The following is a 17,106-nucleotide window of genomic DNA, read 5'->3' as shown; positions in this document are numbered from 1 at the left end:
AACCGGGCTTCGCAGGCATCGTCAATCCGCAGGGCGATGGTGGCAAGAAAGCCCGGTCACCAGGGTGATCACGTATAAGCCGTAACCCATCGTGCGGGGAAAGCCGGTTGATCCGGTTGCCCTGTGGTCTACTCGTGCGCTCTTTGTGCACGACCGCGGGTGCGATCGGCACCCGGCTTTCCCCGCGCCCTTCTTTCTCAGGAAGGGTGAACCAGACGCAAACCTCGGGCGCATCGCGCCGCGGGAATGCGGACGTGTATCCGCTTGCTGTTTGAAATTTAAATATGTGGCGACGGAGTCTGCGCTCCTCGCACAAACACCGCTGTCATCGCCCGGCGCAGACCGGGCGCCCAGTATTCCAGAGACGCCAGCGATAGAGCCGAGAAGTCACGGCGTACTGGGTCCCCCGCTTTCGCGGAGGATGACGGTCATGGGGTGTGCAAGCGAGCGTGCAGAGAAGCCGCGGCGTACTCGATCCCCCGCATGCGCGGGGGATGACGGTCGTGAGGCGCGCCCGATCAGGCCGCGCGGATCTTGCCGAGGAAGTCGTCGACCTGGCCGCGCAATTGCTGGGTCTGGTCGCCCAGCATCTCCGAGGCGGTCTTGACGTTCTGCGCTGCCGCGCCGGCGGCATCGGCGCCGGCGCTGACGCCGGTGATGTTCTCGGACACGTTCTTGGTGCCCTGCGCCGCCTGCTGGGTGCTGCGGGTGATCTCCTGGGTGGCGGCGCCCTGCTCTTCGACGGCCGCGGCGATCGCGGTGGCGACCTCGTTGACTTCGCCGATGATGCCGCCGATCCCCTTGATCGCTTCGATCGCCTCGCTTGCGACCTTCTGCATGTCGGCGATCTGCTCCGAAATATCCTCGGTCGCCTTGGCGGTCTGGCTGGCCAGCGATTTCACTTCGGACGCCACCACCGCGAAGCCACGCCCGGCCTCGCCGGCGCGGGCGGCTTCGATGGTGGCGTTGAGCGCCAGCAAATTGGTCTGCGACGCGATATCATTGATCAGGCCGACCACTTCGCCGATCCGGCTGGCGGTCTTGGCGAGGCCCTGCACCGTGCTGTCGGTCGCCCTCGCCTGGCTGACGGCGCGGCCGGCAATGCCGGCGGCATGCGCGGCCTGCCGCGAGATATCGTTGATCGAGGCACTCAACTCTTCCGCGGCGGAAGCAACGCTCTGCACGTTCATCGAGGCTTCGCCCGAGGCCTTGGCGGCAACCTGCACGCTGGCATTGGTCTGGGTGGAAACCGCCGCCATGCCGTCCGAGGTGGTCCGCATCTGGTTGGAGGCGTCGCCGAGTTGCTGAAGCGTCCCGCGCACATGGCTCTCGAATTCGCCGATATAGCTCTCGACGGCCTGCTGCCGCGTGGCGGCCCCGGCATTGCGTTCGCGCTCCTGCTGCTCGATCCGCATCTTCTCGACCGCCTGCTGCTTGAATGTGGCGAGTGCGCCGGCCAGCGATCCGATTTCGTCCTGGCGATCGGCATAACCGGCATCCACCGACAGGTCGCCCGCGGCGACCTTCAGCATGCCATCGCGAATGGCGTGCAGCGGCGTGATGACGCGGCGGCCGACCAGCATCATGCTGCCGATCGCCAGCACGAGGGCCGCGGCCAGCAACAACACATTGAGGATCAGGGATTGCCGCGCCGAAGACCACTGCCCCGCGGCGTGGCGCTTGGCCTCGTCGAGCGCGCGCTCGGCAAGCGCGACGGCGACGCCGAGCCTTGCGATCGCGTCGGGACTCCATTGCGCCGACGTCACTTCGGTCTTCTCGCCGGCAATCATCGCATTCAGCAGGCGCTCGGAGAACGCCATATATTGCGGCTCGAAATAGGCCGTCTTGGTTGCGGCCATGGCTTCGACCAGGCCGGCGGGCAATTGCGTTCCGGCGACGACGGTTTCCAGAGCCTTCCAGGAATATTCCGCCGCGGTGGCGAATTTGGCGTAGGTCTGGCGCGCTTCCGGCGGCAGGCGTCCGGTGACAAGTCCCTGAGACAACAGCACGGCGCCCTGACCGCCGGTATCGCGGACCTGCCAGGCGAGCTGCTTGACCGCCAGCAATTGATCGACCACGGGGTCGACATGGCTGACGGCGGCGGAGAGCTGGGTGACCAGCTTTTCCAGCGTCTGCAACAACGTGGTTGCGGCATCGGCATATTCCTTGCCAAGCGCTGCCCGGCGCGACGCCTTCGGCTGGGCCATCGCCGCGACGGATTCGGTCTGCAAGGTCTTCAGTGTATCGAACTGCCGGGTCAGCGAGGGAAGCAGCGTGGCTCGCTCCGGGAACTCGACCGTTGCGGCGAGGTCCAGCAACGACCGCAGCGCCGGATTGATGATGTCGCGATAGCCTTGCTGCGTCTTGATCCCGTCGGCCGCCGTGACGGCTTCGGCGTTCAAATTCTGACTCGTCGTGGCGCGGTCGGTGCGCAGATTGCTCATCGCCTTGAAGGCATGGGCCGAGGCATCCGCGATGACGGATATGCGGGCGGCGGTCTGCAGCCGGCCCCACGAATCCCACGCGGTCATGATGAGAAAAGCCACGACGCAGGCCGCCATCACGGCGATGACGGACTTGAGCAACGCGGAAATGGTCAGACGATTCAGCATGAGGACCTCCAGTTGGGTGGCCAGTTAACGCCGAATGGTAAAGAATTCCGGTTCCGCGCACCCTCGGTGAATTACGGGTGCGCACCATCGGGGCTCGCCTCAATAGGGCGGCTGCTTCCTCTGCCGCTGCGCTTTCGCCGCCTCCATCCACCATGCCAGATCATCCGCGAAGCGCGGAAACGCATGCGCCAGCGCCTTGCCGCCCTCGCCTGTCGGCTGGCCGTCGACGGACAGCGCTTGCGAGATCGCTCCCACCCCGATCGTCGAGGAGATCACCACCATGCCCATCTCCGACAGCGTGCCATGCCAGGCGGTGGCGGCGCGGGCGCCTCCGAGGCGGCCCGCCGAATAGCTCGCAATGGCGGCGGGCCGCCAGAACCACTCCTCGAGGAAATGATCGGTGAGATTCTTCAGGCCGGGCTGGATGCCCCAATTATATTCGCCGGTGATGAAGACAAACCCGTCGGCGTCGCGGATCTGGCCGGCGAGTTTTTCCAATGCCGCCGGCGCCTCGCCGTTCGGGTATTCCTTGTACATCCGATCCAGCATCGGCAGGCCGACCGCCCTGGCATCAATCAGTTCGACGTCATCCCCGCGCCCGCGTAGGCCTTCGACGACGAACCGCGCCAGCCGGATGCCCATCCGGTCGGAGCGGTACGAACCGTAGAACACGAGAATGCGATTGCTCATGGCATCATCCTGTCACGCCCAAGGACCCGCATCCCGGATCGGGATTCCCGTGAATGTAAACCTCACCTTAATTCACACCTGATTACCGTAAAGCGCCCCACCGTAAAGCGTCCTGCCTCTCCATCCCTCGTGATCGGCCCAAATCCCATGAAAATCGGTACCCTGCTGACCGCCGCCATCGTCTCCCTGTCCGCCGTCGGCGGTGGGCTCGCCGTTTACGTGGCCGTTTCGAAATACCAGACAATGGACAAGGTTTCAGTCGCGCAAAGCCGGCTCGAAGTGGTCCGGGCGGTCGGCGAAATTCCGCGCTACCTCAACCCCGAGCGCGGCTACTCGACCAACATCCTGTACGGGCCGCCCGCCGTGGATCCGAAGATGCGGGCGGAGCTCAACGACAAATACCGCAAGCAGACCGACGGCGCGCGCGACAGGATGAACGCAATCCGCAAGAACCTGTCCGGTGCGCTCGACGATGGCGCCGCCGTGGGCAGCGCGATGGATGAGCTGAACAAGAAATTTTCCGCACTTCGCGAGTCGATCGACAAGGCGATCGACGGTCCGGCCGAGGCCCGCAAGGACGCCGCCCGGAAGATCGTCGCCGATAACGCCGTCTTCAATACCGCCGTCACCGCGCTGCTCGACGAGCAGGTCCGCAAGATGGCCCAGCTCGACGGCGACGCGTACCGGCAGGCAAGCTACGCCAACATCGCCTGGACGCTGCGCGACGTCGGCGGTTACAACGCCAGCGTCCACAAGAACCTCGTGGGCTCCAAGCGCGTGGCGACTGAGCCCGAGAAGATGGAACTGAGCCGCGCCCAGGGCCGTGCCGATCAGATCCTGATGTCGCTGCAGCAGTTGCGCGGCAATCCGGCGACCCCCGCCAACGTCGCGGCGGCGCTCGAGAAGATGAACGAGGCCTATGTCGGGCGCTTCGGCCAGGAATTGAAGCTGGTCAAGGAAGGCGCCGTCAGCGGCAAATACGAGCACGACGAGAATGCCTTTTTCGCGGAGTCGCAAAAGGGTCTCGGCTCGGTCATCGAAGTGCGCGATGCCTTCTACGGCAACGCCGAACAGATCCTCGAAGCGGCCGGGTCTTCCGCACGCTTGAGCTTCCTGATTGCGCTCGCCGGGCTCATCGCGGTCGCGGTTGCCAGCGTCGGCCTCGTGATCATGGTCCGTCGTCGCGTCTGCCAGCCTATCGTGGACCTCACCGCGACGATGTCGCAACTCGCCAGCGGCGACGTCTCCGGCGAAATTCCCGGCGTTGACCGCAGCGACGAGATCGGCGCGATGGCGGCTGCCGTCGGCGTCTTCAAGCACAACAAGATCGAGGCCGACCGCCTCACCGCGGAGCAGGAAGCCGAGAACGAGGTCAAGATGCGGCGTGCCCGCGTGCTCGACGATCTCACCCGCGCCTTCGAAACCAAGGTAACCGAACTGGTCGGCGGGCTGTCCACCGCTTCCGCCACGATGGAAACCACCGCGCAGTCGATGTCGTCGACCGCGTCGGCCACCAACCGTCAGGCCGGAGTAGTGGCTGCCGCCTCCGAACAAACCTCGACCAACGTGCAGACGGTCGCCAGCGCCACCGAAGAGCTGACCTCATCGATCTCGGAGATCGCGCGCCAGGTCACGCAATCCACCGAGATCGCGGCGCGCGCGGTCGACAATGCCCGCCGCAGCGGCGATACCGCGCGTTCGCTGGCCGAGGGGGCGCAGAAGATCGGCGACGTCGTGACGCTGATCCAGAGCATCGCCGCCCAGACCAACCTGCTGGCGCTGAACGCCACCATCGAGGCCGCACGCGCCGGCGACGCCGGACGCGGGTTTGCCGTGGTGGCCTCCGAGGTCAAATCGCTGGCCGGCCAGACCGCCAAGGCCACCACCGAGATCTCCGAACAGATCGCAGCCATTCAGGCCGCGAGCGACGAAACCGTGCAGGCGATCAAGAACGTGGTCGACGTCATCACCGAGATCGACCAGATCGGTATCGCGATTGCGTCCGCCATCGAGGAACAGGGCTCGGCGACCAGGGAAATCTCGCGCAGCGTCCAGGAAGCCGCGCGCGGCACCCAGGAAGTGAACGCGAACATCTCCGGCGTGCAGCGTGCCGCCGACGACACCGGTTCGGCCGCCAATCAGGTGCTCGGCGCCGCCGAACAATTGTCGTCGCAATCGCGCGATCTGGCCGGACAGTTCAACCGCTTCCTCTCCGAGGTCCGCGCCGCGTAAATCGGGGGAAAGCGCGGAATGCCGCCCGTTCAGGCGCTCACGGCGTGCCGCGCGGAGGAAACACCTGATTGCTGAAGGGCTGCTCGGTGGGCACCCGAATCTGGATATAGCCGCGGTCCATCGATTGGTGGCAGCCGTTGCAGCCCACAGTCAGCTCGCTGAACAACTTCGCAAACCGCTTGCCGTCCTTTGCGGCAATGGCATCGCCGATCGAATCGATCGGCGCCGTCATCGTCGCCACGTTGGTTACGGGGATGCCGTCATACATCACGGCGGCTTCCACCAGGCCGGCCCTGAGCTGGCGAAGCTCGTACGCCGCCAATTCCCAATTCTGGGCCTTGCCGGCGAACGACAGCTTGATGTGCCGCAATTGGATATTGTTCATGATGTCGCCGAGCCGCGGCAAATATTGCTCATTCGCCGGCGACTTGGTCACCGATTGAGCGCTGGCGGTCAGCGGGAAGGCGCCAACCAGGAGAATCCCAATCAATTCACGAAATTTCATTCGATCCTCCAACCGTCTCTATTGATAGAATCTTATACTGTCGCGCTTGTTGCACTCTATTGATATCCATCAAGGCGTCTGGGCGGCTGGCCAAGGTCGGGCACGGCTCGGGCCAGACGGCCGAATCAACTGGAGGACATCGTGCAAGCCTTTCTCCTCTATGCCCTCGCGCTTTGCGCCGGCGTCAGCGTGGCCGTGCAACAGGTGCTGAACGGCGCCTTGCGGACCGCGCTCGGCTCACCCGCCTGGGCAGGCTTCGTCAGCTATCTCGTCGGCCTGGTAACGATGATCGTCGTGCTGTTCGCGCTCGGCGAACGCCTGCCATCCTGGAAGGCGGTGGCCGATACGCCGTGGTGGACGTGGTCCGGCGGCGTGCTCGGCGGCGTGTTCATCCTGCTGATGATCCTGTTGCTGCCCTCGCTCGGTGCGGCAACCCTGATCGCGCTGGTGGTTGCGGGCCAGATGGCGACTGCGATCACGCTGGACCATTTCGGCGCGTTCGGATTGGCGTCGCATCCGGTCAGCCTGTCGCGCGTCGCCGGCGCGGCGTTGCTGATCGCCGGCGTCGTCCTGATCAAGGACTGAAAGGCTCCAGTCCGGACTCCCGCAGCGCCGGTACCGCCTTGGGCGAGGCCAGAAACGTGAGGAGCCGGTCGGATGACGCCACATTGTTCGACGCCGCGAGGCGACCGGCGGAAAATACCGCCGGGCTCTGCAACTCGCGCGGGATCGGCCCGACGACCTCGACACCACCGACCAGCTTCAATTCGCTTATCTGCTGCACCGCGAGGGCCGCTTCGCCGGACACCAGCAATTCGGCGGTAAAGCCTTGTGGAATGGTTTTGGCGCGGGCGTTGATATCGGCGGCGATCCCCAGTCGATCGATCAGTTGCGTAAAGAAGATGCCGCTGGCGCCGAGGCGCGAATAGGCCACCGACCGCGCGCCGAGCAACGTCGCCCGAAGTGCGGCTTCCGTCGCGATATCGGGATGCCCGGCGCCGGCCTTCACCGCGATGCCGACATAGGAGCGCGCCAGATCGGCGCAGCTCGCCGCGACCACCGTTCCCCTGGCGGCGAGATCGTCGAGCGCCTCCTTGGTCAGGATCACGACGTCGGCGCCCTCGCCGCCGCGCAGGCGTTCCAGCAGCGCCAGCGTCGGCGCGAAATCGGCATCGATGCGCGCGCCGCTTTCCGCTTCAAACCGAGCGGCAAGGCTGCCCACCGCGCCCTTCAAGGCCAGCGTCGAGAGAATCCGAACCGGTTTTGTCATCGACCTACGCCGGCCGCATCAGCTTGAGCACCGCGGTCAGGCGAAGGCTGCGTTTGCCCGCCAGCGCGGTCGCTTCCAGCAAAGCACCGCGATCGTCGCAGGTGCCGGCAAATCCGATGCCGACCTCATGGCCGCCGAAAATCGGATGCTCGCTTTTGGCCGGCGTGTGCTCTTGATTGAGGATTTCGCCTCTCCAGCGGCCGTTCGCCGACGTATAGGTGCCGAGATAGTAGAAGAACGCATCACCGCCGAGGATGCGGCCGTCATGCAGCAGCATCACCCCGGTGAGGCCGCCATCGACGCCATCGAGCATCCTGATGTGAACGGAATAGAGCCCGTTGACGATGCCGCCCTCGCCGACCGCATCCCTGGGCGGAACGATCTCGTCGGCGATCGGGGTCATGACCGAACGGAACACCGCGCCCGGCATCTGAGGCGAGCCGCCCTCGAAATAATAGATATCGCCGATCGCGCTGCCGCGAACGTCGATCGTGGCGATGTCTGATCCCAGCAGCGACTGGTAGCTGGGATCGTCGTTGTGGCGGTGGCTGGTGATCTCGGAGGTGACGATGCCGTCGACCTCGCTATAGGTGCCGTAATGCGCGAACGCCGAATTGCCGCCGAGCATGCTGCCGCCGTTGGCGTACATCACGCTGCGGCCGACCGCGTCATCGACCTGGAACCTGACCTTGTAAAAACCCTCCAGCAAAAACCCGCGTCCCCCAACCACTACGGTGCAATCCAGCTATCTAACGCGGTTCGCACGGCGAGGAAACGGGTTTGAACGGCAGGTGCTCAAACGCAATGATCCGCCAAAGCGTTTGCGCTTTGGCGGATCAGATTACGGGCGGACGCCCCGCTCAGGGCCGTGGAACGAGCGCTCAGGCCGCGGCCGCCTTGGCGGCGATCGGAACCGAAGCGATGGTCTTCAGGATCCGGGAGGCGATCTGGTAGGGGTCGCCTTGCGAGTTCGGACGGCGGTCTTCCAGATAGCCCTTGTATCCGTTGTTGGCGAAGCTGTGCGGGACGCGGATCGAAGCGCCGCGGTCCGCGATGCCATAGCTGAACTGATGGATCGATGCGGTCTCGTGTTTGCCCGTCAGCCGCAGATGGTTATCCGGCCCGTAGACCTCGATATGCTCGGCCCGGTTGGCTTCGAATGCCGCCATCAGCTTCTCGAAATACTCCTTGCCGCCCACTTCGCGCATGTAGGTGGTGGAGAAGTTGGCGTGCATGCCGGAGCCGTTCCAGTCGGTGTCGCCGAGCGGCTTGCAGTGATACTCGATGTCGATGCCGTACTTCTCGGTCAGCCGCTGCATCAGGTAGCGGGCCATCCACATTTCGTCGGCGGCCTTCCTGGAGCCCTTGCCGAAGATCTGGAATTCCCACTGGCCCTTCGCGACTTCGGCGTTGATGCCTTCGTGGTTGATGCCGGCGGCCAGGCAGAGATCGAGGTGCTTCTCGACGATCTCGCGGGCGACATCGCCGACGTTGGAGTAGCCGACGCCGGTGTAATACGGGCCCTGCGGCGCGGGATAGCCGTCATTGGGAAATCCGAGCGGGCGGCCGTTCTTGTAAAAGAAGTATTCCTGCTCGAAGCCGAACCATGCGCCCTCGTCGTCGAGGATGGTGGCCCGCTTGTTGGTGACATGGGGGGTCTTGCCGTCGGGCATCATGACTTCGCACATCACCAGCGCGCCGTTGGTACGCGCGGCATCCGGATAGATGGCGACCGGCTTGAGCACGCAATCCGAACTATGGCCCTCGGCCTGCATGGTCGAGCTTCCGTCGAAGCCCCACAACGGAAGTTGCTCAAGCGTCGGGAACGAATCGAATTCCTTGATCTGGGTTTTGCCGCGCAGATTCGGCGTCGGCGCATATCCGTCGAGCCAGATATACTCGAGCTTGTACTTTGTCATTGAGCTCTCTCATGTTGATGATGCGAAAGGTGCGGAAACCGAGACCCTATTGGCCACCACACACGTACCCGGCCGCCATCGGCCACTCCTTACCAAGCAATTAAAGTGCCAGTCGCCGCCACGCGGGGCACCGGCTCGAACGGAGATATCTCTCCCTCGCCCGCCCAAATCCCGGGATTTTGGGTGCGGCAAAGTCGCGCGGTCAGGCTCGTCGGCCAAGCCCCGGAGGACCCGAACAGGGCCTGAAATGCGCCTGATAAGGCAGCAACCGGCAGAGCGCGCCTCGCCCGGATTAAATCCGCGCCAACCATCGGCGGCATTCGTCGCCGGCACCCGCTCCTCTTCGCAACCTTGCCGACGGTTCAAGCGTTAGCCACCCGGTCACTGCCTTGCTGGAAGCAAAATTGCGGATGCCCATTTTATGTACAGGAAATGATCTTTCTTTGATCATGTTGCACTCGCCGAGAGCACCAACGATATCGGGATCAGTAACCATCCGAGAACGAGTCGGGCGCACCATTATCCCCCGCGCGCCGCGCATCAGGAGAGACTGAGATGAATACGAGTTTGAATCAGGGGTCCGCCAAGATCTACCAATTCCCTGCCGGGGGCCGCTCGGCACTCGGAGGACGTCGTTATGAAAATGCCGACGCCGTCACCGACCTTGCTTCGTCGCGCGCCAGCGAGGTTGCCGTCGGCGGCGCCTGGTACCATGACGCAGCGATCCAGGACGCCAAGCCGGTACGTGAACGCTGATGCCCGGTGCAGACATGATGCTGACGTACCGGCGATGGCTGTTGCGGTCCCAGGAGCGGAACAAGGGTCGAAACGAAAACGTTTCGGCCCTTTTTCAATTGGTCTCGCATGCCGTCACCGGCCGTTTGCCGTGCTTGAGCCGAGTACCGGCCTTGTTGATCGTCAAGGTCACGCCGTGGCCCGAATAGCGCGAGCCCGACAGCCACAGGCGCTTGTCCAGCGTCACCGCCTTGCCGTCGATCTGCATATGCGCGCGCTTGTCGTACTGGAAAAATCCAACGATGAACTGGGCGCCGTCGCCGCAGCTATAGTTCCGCCAGGTCGTCTGTGCCAACGTGGGCGATGCGCCGGCCCCGAGAACCCATAGTGCCGCACCGATAGCAATGCCCTTGCGTCGATTCATGCTGGCCCCCCGGAAGCGCCAAGTATAGACCGGACCCATCCCCTCAGGCGATATGCCTGTTCCGCCTTTTCCCCGCCGCACCGGATGGCCTAAGCTGATCTGATGTCAGATTCCCCTGCCCGTCACCTCAACCTCGCCGGCGCCAGCAATTTCCGCGACCTCGGCGGCTATACCGCCCGCGACGGCCGTGCTGTCCGCTGGCGGCAGATTTTCCGCTCCAACCATCTCGGCCACCTCACCGAAGCCGATATCGAGGTGCTGCGCGGCCTCGGCGTCAGGCGCGCCTTCGATTTCCGCGGCACCGAGGAGCGCGCTGCCGCGATCTGCGGGGTTGAGGAGATCGCCGTCCATTCGCTGCCGGTCGAGCCGACCGTCGTCGCAGCACTGCGCGCGCGGCTCGCTACCGGCGTGCCTTTGTCGACGACCGACGCCCTGGAGGTTATGCGCGATTCCTACCGCAACTATGTGCGTCAGAACACGCCGGCCTTTCGCGCGCTGTTCGCCCATCTGGTCGGCGACCACGCGCCGCTGGTGATTCACTGCACCGCCGGCAAGGATCGCACCGGGTTTGCTTGCGCGCTGATCCTGCATGCGCTTGATGTGCCTGACGACCTGATATCGGAGGATTACCTGCTCACCAACCGCTTCTACCGGCGCGACCCCTCCGCCAGCAGCAACGACCTCCCCGAGGAGGTCAAGCAGGTGCTGGCCTCGGTGGAAGCTTCCTTCCTTGCCGCCGCGTTCGAGGCGATCGGCACCGACTACGGCACGCTCGAAAACTATTTCAGCGAGGGATTGCGCCTTGGGGCGTCGGAACGCGCTGAACTCAAGGCGCGCTACCTGGAATCCTGATTCACGCTGACGAGCCCGTCTCGATCTGACCGGCCATCGGCAGGACAGTCATTGTGCAAAGCCGGCCAGACACGCCTCACAGCCCACGAAATGCGCGCTGTCGACTAGGCGGCGGCTTCCATTTCCGCTTCGGCGTCGAGGTCGGCGATGACGTCCTCGAAGGCCGAGATGGCTTGCTGAACCGCTGCGATCTGCATCAGCTCCCAGCTGTTGATCGGGCCGTTGCGATTTTGCAGCGCGACAATCAGATCCCGCCGTTGCTCCTTAAGCTGAACAAGCGGTAAACCGTGGTCGGGTAGATTTCCCATCGTGAAGCGCCCCTGCCCAGTGATTGGACCATCGGAAGCTAGCGCGATATTTCTGCGGTCCGCTTACAGAACTCCGACAAATTTTATCGATCGGCCACCGTAACACTACGGGGCAAGGCTGTGGCACGCCGGCCATCTGTTGCGCCTGGGCAGGGCCAACTCGAAATCGCAAGGGTACTGTCAAGCGAGTTCGCCCGAATATAGTGTGAATCCAGCCTGCCCCACACCGGAGACCCTCCATGGACGGAAAAGTCGTTATCGTGACCGGCGCCTCGGGGGCGCTCGGCAGCGTGGTTGCAAAAGCAGCCCTTGCGCGGGGCGCGCGGGTGGCGGGCCTCGACCGCGCGGCATCGCAGGTACCGGCGACGGCGAACCGGATCGAACTCGGCGGCATGGATCTTTCCGTTGCCACCGAAGCCGGCAAGGCGATCGACGCCGTCGTGGCGCATTTCGGCAGGCTCGATGCGCTGGTCAATATCGCCGGCGGCTTTGCGTTCGAGGCGGTCGCCGAGGGCGATCCCCGAACCTGGCAGCACATGTATGCGCTCAATGTGTTGACCGCGCTGAATGCGTCGTGCGCCGCGATCCCGCATTTGGCTGCCTCGGCTTCGGCGCGGATCGTCAATATCGGCGCGATCGGCGCGCTGCAGGCCGGCGCCGGCATGGGCGCCTATGCCGCGTCCAAGGCCGGCGTGCATCGCCTCACCGAAGCGCTCGCCGCCGAGTGGAAAGGCAAGATCACCGTCAACGCCGTGCTGCCGTCGATCATCGACACATCGGCCAATCGCGCCAGCATGCCGAAAGCGGATTTCACCAAATGGGTGACGCCGCAGGAGCTCGCCGACGTGATCCTGTTTCTCATCAGCGACGCCGCCAGCGCCGTCACCGGCGCGTTGCTTCCGGTGAGCGGGCGGGTTTAACCCTTACGCGTCCGCCATCTTCTTCAGCACCGCGCTGAAGCGGATGCTGCGCTTGCCGGCCAGTGCGGTGGCCTCCCCGACCGCGCCGTCGGCGGTGTAGGTGCCGGAAAAGCCGATGCCGACCTCGTAGCCGCCGAATACCGGCCGCTCGCCCTGGCTCGGCGTGTGCTCGTGATTGATCAGTTCGCCTTTCCACCTGCCGTGGGCGCTGGTGTAGGAGCCGATGTAGTCGAAGAAGGCGTCGCCGCCGCGGATCCGGCCATCGAGCAGGACCATGACGCCGGTATTGCCACCGTCGACCCCGTCGAGCATCCGGATATGAATCGAATAAAGGCCGTTGGCGATGCCATCAGCTTCGGTCGCACCCGCAGGCGGCGCGGCGGCTTCGCTGATCGGGGTCATCACCGAATTGAAGGCAACGCCGGGCAATTGCGCCGCGCCGCCTTCGAACAAATACTGCTCGCCCTGCTGCCTGCCCTTCAGTGCGAGCGTGATCGTGTCGGTCTTGAACAGCGGCTGGAAATTCGGATCGTCGTAGTGGCGCATCGCCGAGATTTCGACCGTCACCTCGCCACCGGATTCCTGATAAGTGCCGATGAACGCGAAGGCTGAATTGCCGCCCAGCATCTTGCCGTCAAAGCAGTAGAGCACGCCGCGGCGCGAACCGTGCACCGTTTTCATCTCGACCTTGTAGAGTCCCTGCAGCATTGCCGCTCCGGCCCCGACGAAATGCAGCTCAACCCGCGCCTCCCCTGGATTCGCGGGCCAGCCATCCGACGTCAACTGCCTTGTCCCGGGACCATGCTAGCCGCTCCCCGGCCCTTTGATCAAATCCCCGGAACGCAATTCAGGCTAAACTGGCGCCATTGAGTCGCGCGGGCGACACCGCAAGCCCACGCCGGCCCGCATGGGAGTTCCCTTGGAAACCGCGCTCTATCTGCCCGTCAAACGCTTCCTCGAGAACCTCGGCTTCACGGTCAAGGGCGAGATCGCCGGCTGCGACCTGGTGGCGCTGAGCGGCGACGAACCGCCGATCGTGGTGATCGGCGAGTTGAAACTCACCTTCAATCTCGAGCTGGTCCTGCAGGCAGTCGATCGTGCCGCCGCCGCCGACGAGGTCTGGCTGGCCGCCCGGATGTCGGCGCGCGGCAAGGGCCGCGAGAGCGACGCGCGCTACCGCAATCTGTGCCGCCGGCTCGGCTTCGGCATGCTGGCGGTGACCGCTACCGGCGACGTCGAGGTGCTGGTCAAGCCGCCCGAGACCAGCCCACGCCGCAATCCGAAGAAGCGCTCCCGGCTGGTCGCCGAACACCAGCGGCGCAAGGGCGATCCGGCGCTCGGCGGCAGCACGCGCTCACCAATTATGACAGCCTATCGCCAGCAGGCGCTGGCCTGCGCCTCGGCGCTGTCGCAGGGGCCGCGGCGGGTGCGCGACCTCAAGCCCGACATACCGGATGCGCCGAAAATCCTGCTGAGCAACGTCTATGGCTGGTTCGATCGCGCCGAGCGCGGCATCTATGTGCTGACCGATGCCGGCCACGCCGCGCTGAAACGCTGGCCACAGCAGCCGGTGGATTTCTCCGGCGCGGCCGATTCAGGGCCGTAACCGCGGAAGGTAACCGATGATCGTGGTTACCGGCGGACCAGGCTGGAGAGATTGTAAACGCATGGCTGGTTTGCCATGCCAATTTCATATTGCAATGCAACATAAGGGTACTTAGGTATCTGGCATCGAGATGCGAGGCCCCCATGAGCGAAGACTGGAACACCAAGTACGGCACGAGGCGCGTGCGGCGCGACCCGCCGACGCTGGAAGAGGCAATTTTCGCCGCTGTCGGCATCACCGACGATCTGGACGCTCAGGCGGAGATCGCGGCATCGCTGATGGGGCTGCCGATTGAAGCCGTTCAGGCTGAGGTGAATAAGGCGGCGCGTCCGGTTTTGGGACGTTCGATCAGCCGCGTCATCGCCGGCGAACAGGGCGCGCAACGCTCGATCGTGGTGGAGCGCCGCGTTGTCAGGAAGTTTGGCAACGACAAGCGCACCGGCACCTGACCTTCGCTTCCTGATATCATTAACCCTTCGCAGATCGGAGATCGGCGAAGGGTTTTTTGCTGTCGTCGGTCGATCAGGCCGCCCGGCCCCAGCCATACATCCGCAGCAGCATCTTCCAGTAGGCGCGGTTGACGCTGGCCATGGCGCGTGCGGCGTCGACCGGCGTCGCCATCGCTGCCCTCGCGGATTGCGGCTGCGCTTGCGGCCTTAGATCGATCGTCCCGGTGGATTCGCCGTAGCGGAACGTCAGATTCGCGCCGAACTTGTGGGCCAGCGCCCGCATCGCCTGATTCTGCGCGCCGGTGGTGATCCGCAAGGCGCGGTAGCCCTTCGATCGCGCCTCCGCGATCAGCTTCTTGAACAGGATGCTGCCGACGCCCTGCCGGCGCACCCGCGCTTCAACGCTGAAGGCGATCTCGGGCAGCGAATCCGGCGATTGATCCGGCGGATGCAGCTCCGCCGCGCCCCGCACCACGCCATCCTCGATGTAGGCGATGATGACGGTACCGTCGTCGGCGCATTTGGCGGCATAGCGCTCGATGAAGCTGTCATCCATGAAGCCGTGGAAACGGTCATGGCGGCTCCCGGAATCGAGGCGCAACAGGTGATCGCGCAGCAACGGCAGCTCTTCCTGCTGACGCAACGTCCTGACGCTGCCCCTGGCAGGGGTCGAACGGGTAATGTCTTCGTGTCTCACTTCATAACTCCTCTTGGATAGCCCTCGAGGAGGCGTCGAATCCCTAGATCACCAATATTGTGCATCGCACCATGGAATTCAAGCCCGCTATCCGCCTGAAATATCGGCAGAATGTCGCGAATGGGGCGTTAAGAAATGTAATGAATTATTAACGAATGAACGGAAATTCAGCACCCGTCATAATACCAACTGAGTCTGGGTCACCACCGCGACCAGCTTGCCGTCCTCGGTTTCCAGCCGGGTCTGCCAGACCTGGGTGCGGCGGCCCCGATGCACCGGTGTCGCCGTCGCGATCACCGTCGCCCCCTCCTTGGCGCCGCCGATGAAATTGGTCTTGCTCTCGATCGTGGTGGTGCCCTTGGCATCCTCGGGCAGGTTGATCACGGTCGCCGCCGCCCCGACCGAATCCGCGAACGCCATCACCGCGCCGCCGTGAATGGTGTGACGCAGCGTGCAAAGATCGGGACGCACCAGCATCCGCGCCACCACGCGGTCTTTCTCGGCTTCGGTGAAGACCACGCCCTTCAATTCCGCGAACGGCATCTTCATCGAGTTCAGTTTTTCAAGCGGCGTCATGGGTGCTCCCGATTTTTCTTCAAGCATAGCCTGCGAGCATGGATGAGCCAGGTAAGTCAGGCAATGACCTCCAAGGTAATGGCCGTGACAACGCGCCGGCAATTCGGCATATCGTCCTCCATGCGCCACTACCCTCCCCGCCGGATCGTCTGCCTCACCGAAGAAACCGTGGAGACGCTGTATCTGCTTGGCGAGGAGGATCGCATCGTCGGCGTCTCCGGCTACGCGGTGCGGCCGCCGCGGGTCAGGCGCGAGAAGCCGCGGGTCTCGGCCTTCATCTCGGCGGACATTCCGAAGATCCTGGCGCTCGAGCCGGATCTCGTGTTGGCCTTCTCGGATTTGCAGGCCGACATCATGGCCGATCTGGTGCGCGCCGGCATCGCCGTCCACGTCTTCAACCAGCGCGACATCGCGGGCATTCTGGCGATGATCCGCACGCTCGGCGCGCTGGTCGGTGCGGCCGCGCGCGCCGATCAACTCGCCGCCTTCTACGAGCAACGTCTCGCCGCAATTGCATCCACTCCCCGCCCCGCGAAAAAGCCAAAAGTCTATTTCGAGGAATGGGACGATCCGCTGATCAGCGGCATCGGCTGGGTTTCGGAGCTGATCGAAATCGCGGGCGGCGAAGACGTACTGCCGAAATTGCGGTTTCAGCAAGCCGCAAAGGATCGCATCATCTTGCCTGATGTCGTGCTCGCGGCGGCCCCCGATGTGATCCTGGCGTCGTGGTGCGGCAAGAAGGTCGTTCCCGACAAGATCAGGCAACGGCCGGGCTGGAGCAAGATTCCGGCCGTGCGCCACGACCGCATCGTCGAGATCAAGTCGCCGCTGATATTGCAGCCGGGACCGGCGGCATTGACCGATGGGCTGGACGCGATCGTGAAGGCGTTGTGGCCGGCGTATGCGGGAGCGGCGGACGATAGCGGGGATCCGGCTTAGCCTATCAACGTCATTGCGAGGAGCTCTTGCGACGAAGCAATCCATCTCGCAGCGGCGCAGGTTGTGAAATGGATTGCTTCGTCGCATCCGCCTTCGCCCGAAGGCGGGCTTCGGCGGACGCTCCTCGCAATGACGTAGTTTGATTCCCGATTCGAATTTCAAACAGCAGATGCACGGCCGCATTCTCGCGGCATGATTTGCCCGAGGTTTGCCTGTCGTTGTCCCTCCGGAGAGGGAGCAGGGAATGCCGGATGCGCGCTGCACCCGCGGTCTCGTGTGCAAAATTGTGCGAAAAAGGCGCACACGAGCATACAGGGCAGCGGAGAACATCCGACATTCCCTGCGCAATGGCTTGACGGCTTATCTCGCGCT

At 64.1% G+C, this 17,106-nt stretch carries 19 protein-coding genes; 8 read left to right on the top strand and 11 right to left on the bottom strand.

What is annotated here, in order from left to right; translation table 11 throughout:
- Positions 1-518: 518 nt before the first annotated feature.
- Positions 519-2,612 carry a methyl-accepting chemotaxis protein gene (locus Q7T45_RS18765; RefSeq protein WP_304872587.1) on the bottom strand — a complete coding sequence of 698 codons (2,094 nt, stop codon included), beginning with the start codon at positions 2,610-2,612 and terminating at the stop codon, positions 519-521.
- A 99-nt stretch (positions 2,613-2,711) separates the two neighbouring features.
- Positions 2,712-3,302 (bottom strand): NADPH-dependent FMN reductase, encoded by a 591-nt coding sequence (locus Q7T45_RS18760; protein ID WP_304872586.1) that lies wholly within the window; start codon positions 3,300-3,302, stop codon positions 2,712-2,714.
- Positions 3,303-3,449: 147 nt separating this feature from the next.
- On the opposite strand from Q7T45_RS18760, the gene Q7T45_RS18755 reads away from it, so the two are divergent.
- Positions 3,450-5,534, top strand: coding sequence for a methyl-accepting chemotaxis protein (locus Q7T45_RS18755; RefSeq protein WP_304872585.1), 2,085 nt, complete (start codon positions 3,450-3,452; stop codon positions 5,532-5,534).
- Positions 5,535-5,571: 37 nt separating this feature from the next.
- Here Q7T45_RS18755 and Q7T45_RS18750 read toward each other — a convergent pair whose 3' ends face one another.
- Positions 5,572-6,039, bottom strand: a complete 468-nt coding sequence (locus Q7T45_RS18750; protein ID WP_304872584.1) for a hypothetical protein — start codon at positions 6,037-6,039, stop codon at positions 5,572-5,574.
- 138 nt (positions 6,040-6,177) lie between these two features.
- Between Q7T45_RS18750 and Q7T45_RS18745 the strand changes: the two genes are divergently transcribed.
- On the top strand, positions 6,178-6,624 hold the full coding sequence (locus Q7T45_RS18745; protein ID WP_370691316.1) for a DMT family transporter: 447 nt from the start codon (positions 6,178-6,180) through the stop codon (positions 6,622-6,624).
- On the opposite strand, the gene Q7T45_RS18740 is transcribed toward Q7T45_RS18745, so the two are convergent.
- The 3 genes from Q7T45_RS18740 to Q7T45_RS18730 form a co-directional block, all read right to left on the bottom strand.
- A complete protein-coding gene (locus tag Q7T45_RS18740; RefSeq protein WP_304872582.1) occupies positions 6,614-7,309 on the bottom strand; it encodes a substrate-binding domain-containing protein in 696 nt (231 codons plus the stop codon). The genes Q7T45_RS18745 and Q7T45_RS18740 overlap by 11 nt on opposite strands.
- Positions 7,310-7,313: 4 nt before the next feature.
- Entirely contained in the window at positions 7,314-8,018 is a 705-nt protein-coding gene (locus Q7T45_RS18735; protein ID WP_304872580.1) for a GrlR family regulatory protein, read from the bottom strand.
- A gap of 172 nt (positions 8,019-8,190) precedes the next feature.
- Positions 8,191-9,228: a glutamine synthetase beta-grasp domain-containing protein gene (locus Q7T45_RS18730; protein WP_304872579.1), complete on the bottom strand. Its 1,038-nt coding sequence runs from the start codon at positions 9,226-9,228 to the stop codon at positions 8,191-8,193.
- A gap of 555 nt (positions 9,229-9,783) precedes the next feature.
- On the opposite strand from Q7T45_RS18730, the gene Q7T45_RS18725 reads away from it, so the two are divergent.
- Entirely contained in the window at positions 9,784-9,984 is a 201-nt protein-coding gene (locus Q7T45_RS18725; RefSeq protein WP_304872578.1) for a DUF2735 domain-containing protein, read from the top strand.
- A 94-nt stretch (positions 9,985-10,078) separates the two neighbouring features.
- Here Q7T45_RS18725 and Q7T45_RS18720 read toward each other — a convergent pair whose 3' ends face one another.
- A complete protein-coding gene (locus Q7T45_RS18720) occupies positions 10,079-10,387 on the bottom strand; it encodes an MliC family protein (protein ID WP_304872577.1) in 309 nt (102 codons plus the stop codon).
- Between the two features lie 102 nt (positions 10,388-10,489).
- Between Q7T45_RS18720 and Q7T45_RS18715 the strand changes: the two genes are divergently transcribed.
- Positions 10,490-11,239, top strand: a complete 750-nt coding sequence (locus Q7T45_RS18715) for a tyrosine-protein phosphatase (protein ID WP_304872576.1) — start codon at positions 10,490-10,492, stop codon at positions 11,237-11,239.
- A 104-nt stretch (positions 11,240-11,343) separates the two neighbouring features.
- On the opposite strand, the gene Q7T45_RS18710 is transcribed toward Q7T45_RS18715, so the two are convergent.
- Positions 11,344-11,547, bottom strand: a complete 204-nt coding sequence (locus tag Q7T45_RS18710) for a hypothetical protein (protein ID WP_304745165.1) — start codon at positions 11,545-11,547, stop codon at positions 11,344-11,346.
- Between the two features lie 239 nt (positions 11,548-11,786).
- Here Q7T45_RS18710 and fabG point away from each other — a divergent pair, with 239 nt between their 5' ends.
- Positions 11,787-12,467, top strand: coding sequence for a 3-oxoacyl-ACP reductase FabG (gene fabG, locus Q7T45_RS18705; protein ID WP_304872575.1), 681 nt, complete (start codon positions 11,787-11,789; stop codon positions 12,465-12,467).
- 3 nt (positions 12,468-12,470) lie between these two features.
- On the opposite strand, the gene Q7T45_RS18700 is transcribed toward fabG, so the two are convergent.
- Positions 12,471-13,175: a GrlR family regulatory protein gene (locus tag Q7T45_RS18700; RefSeq protein WP_304872574.1), complete on the bottom strand. Its 705-nt coding sequence runs from the start codon at positions 13,173-13,175 to the stop codon at positions 12,471-12,473.
- 211 nt (positions 13,176-13,386) lie between these two features.
- Here Q7T45_RS18700 and Q7T45_RS18695 point away from each other — a divergent pair, with 211 nt between their 5' ends.
- Positions 13,387-14,073 (top strand): DUF2161 domain-containing phosphodiesterase, encoded by a 687-nt coding sequence (locus Q7T45_RS18695; protein ID WP_304872572.1) that lies wholly within the window; start codon positions 13,387-13,389, stop codon positions 14,071-14,073.
- Positions 14,074-14,216: 143 nt separating this feature from the next.
- Entirely contained in the window at positions 14,217-14,522 is a 306-nt protein-coding gene (locus tag Q7T45_RS18690; protein ID WP_304872570.1) for a hypothetical protein, read from the top strand.
- Between the two features lie 73 nt (positions 14,523-14,595).
- Here Q7T45_RS18690 and Q7T45_RS18685 read toward each other — a convergent pair whose 3' ends face one another.
- Together Q7T45_RS18685 and Q7T45_RS18680 are read right to left on the bottom strand one after the other, a co-directional pair.
- Positions 14,596-15,219: a GNAT family N-acetyltransferase gene (locus Q7T45_RS18685; RefSeq protein WP_304872569.1), complete on the bottom strand. Its 624-nt coding sequence runs from the start codon at positions 15,217-15,219 to the stop codon at positions 14,596-14,598.
- A gap of 177 nt (positions 15,220-15,396) precedes the next feature.
- A complete protein-coding gene (locus tag Q7T45_RS18680; protein ID WP_304872568.1) occupies positions 15,397-15,795 on the bottom strand; it encodes a PaaI family thioesterase in 399 nt (132 codons plus the stop codon).
- Between the two features lie 120 nt (positions 15,796-15,915).
- On the opposite strand from Q7T45_RS18680, the gene Q7T45_RS18675 reads away from it, so the two are divergent.
- Complete coding sequence (locus Q7T45_RS18675; protein WP_304872588.1) at positions 15,916-16,734, top strand: cobalamin-binding protein; 819 nt, start codon at positions 15,916-15,918, stop codon at positions 16,732-16,734.
- The last annotated feature ends 372 nt before the right edge of the window (positions 16,735-17,106 follow it).

This window comes from Bradyrhizobium sp. (assembly GCF_030646015.1).
Classification (GTDB): Bacteria; Pseudomonadota; Alphaproteobacteria; order Rhizobiales; family Xanthobacteraceae; genus Bradyrhizobium.
The sequence above is the reverse complement of the archived record's forward strand: the minus strand, read 5'-3'. Positions and strand labels throughout refer to the sequence as shown.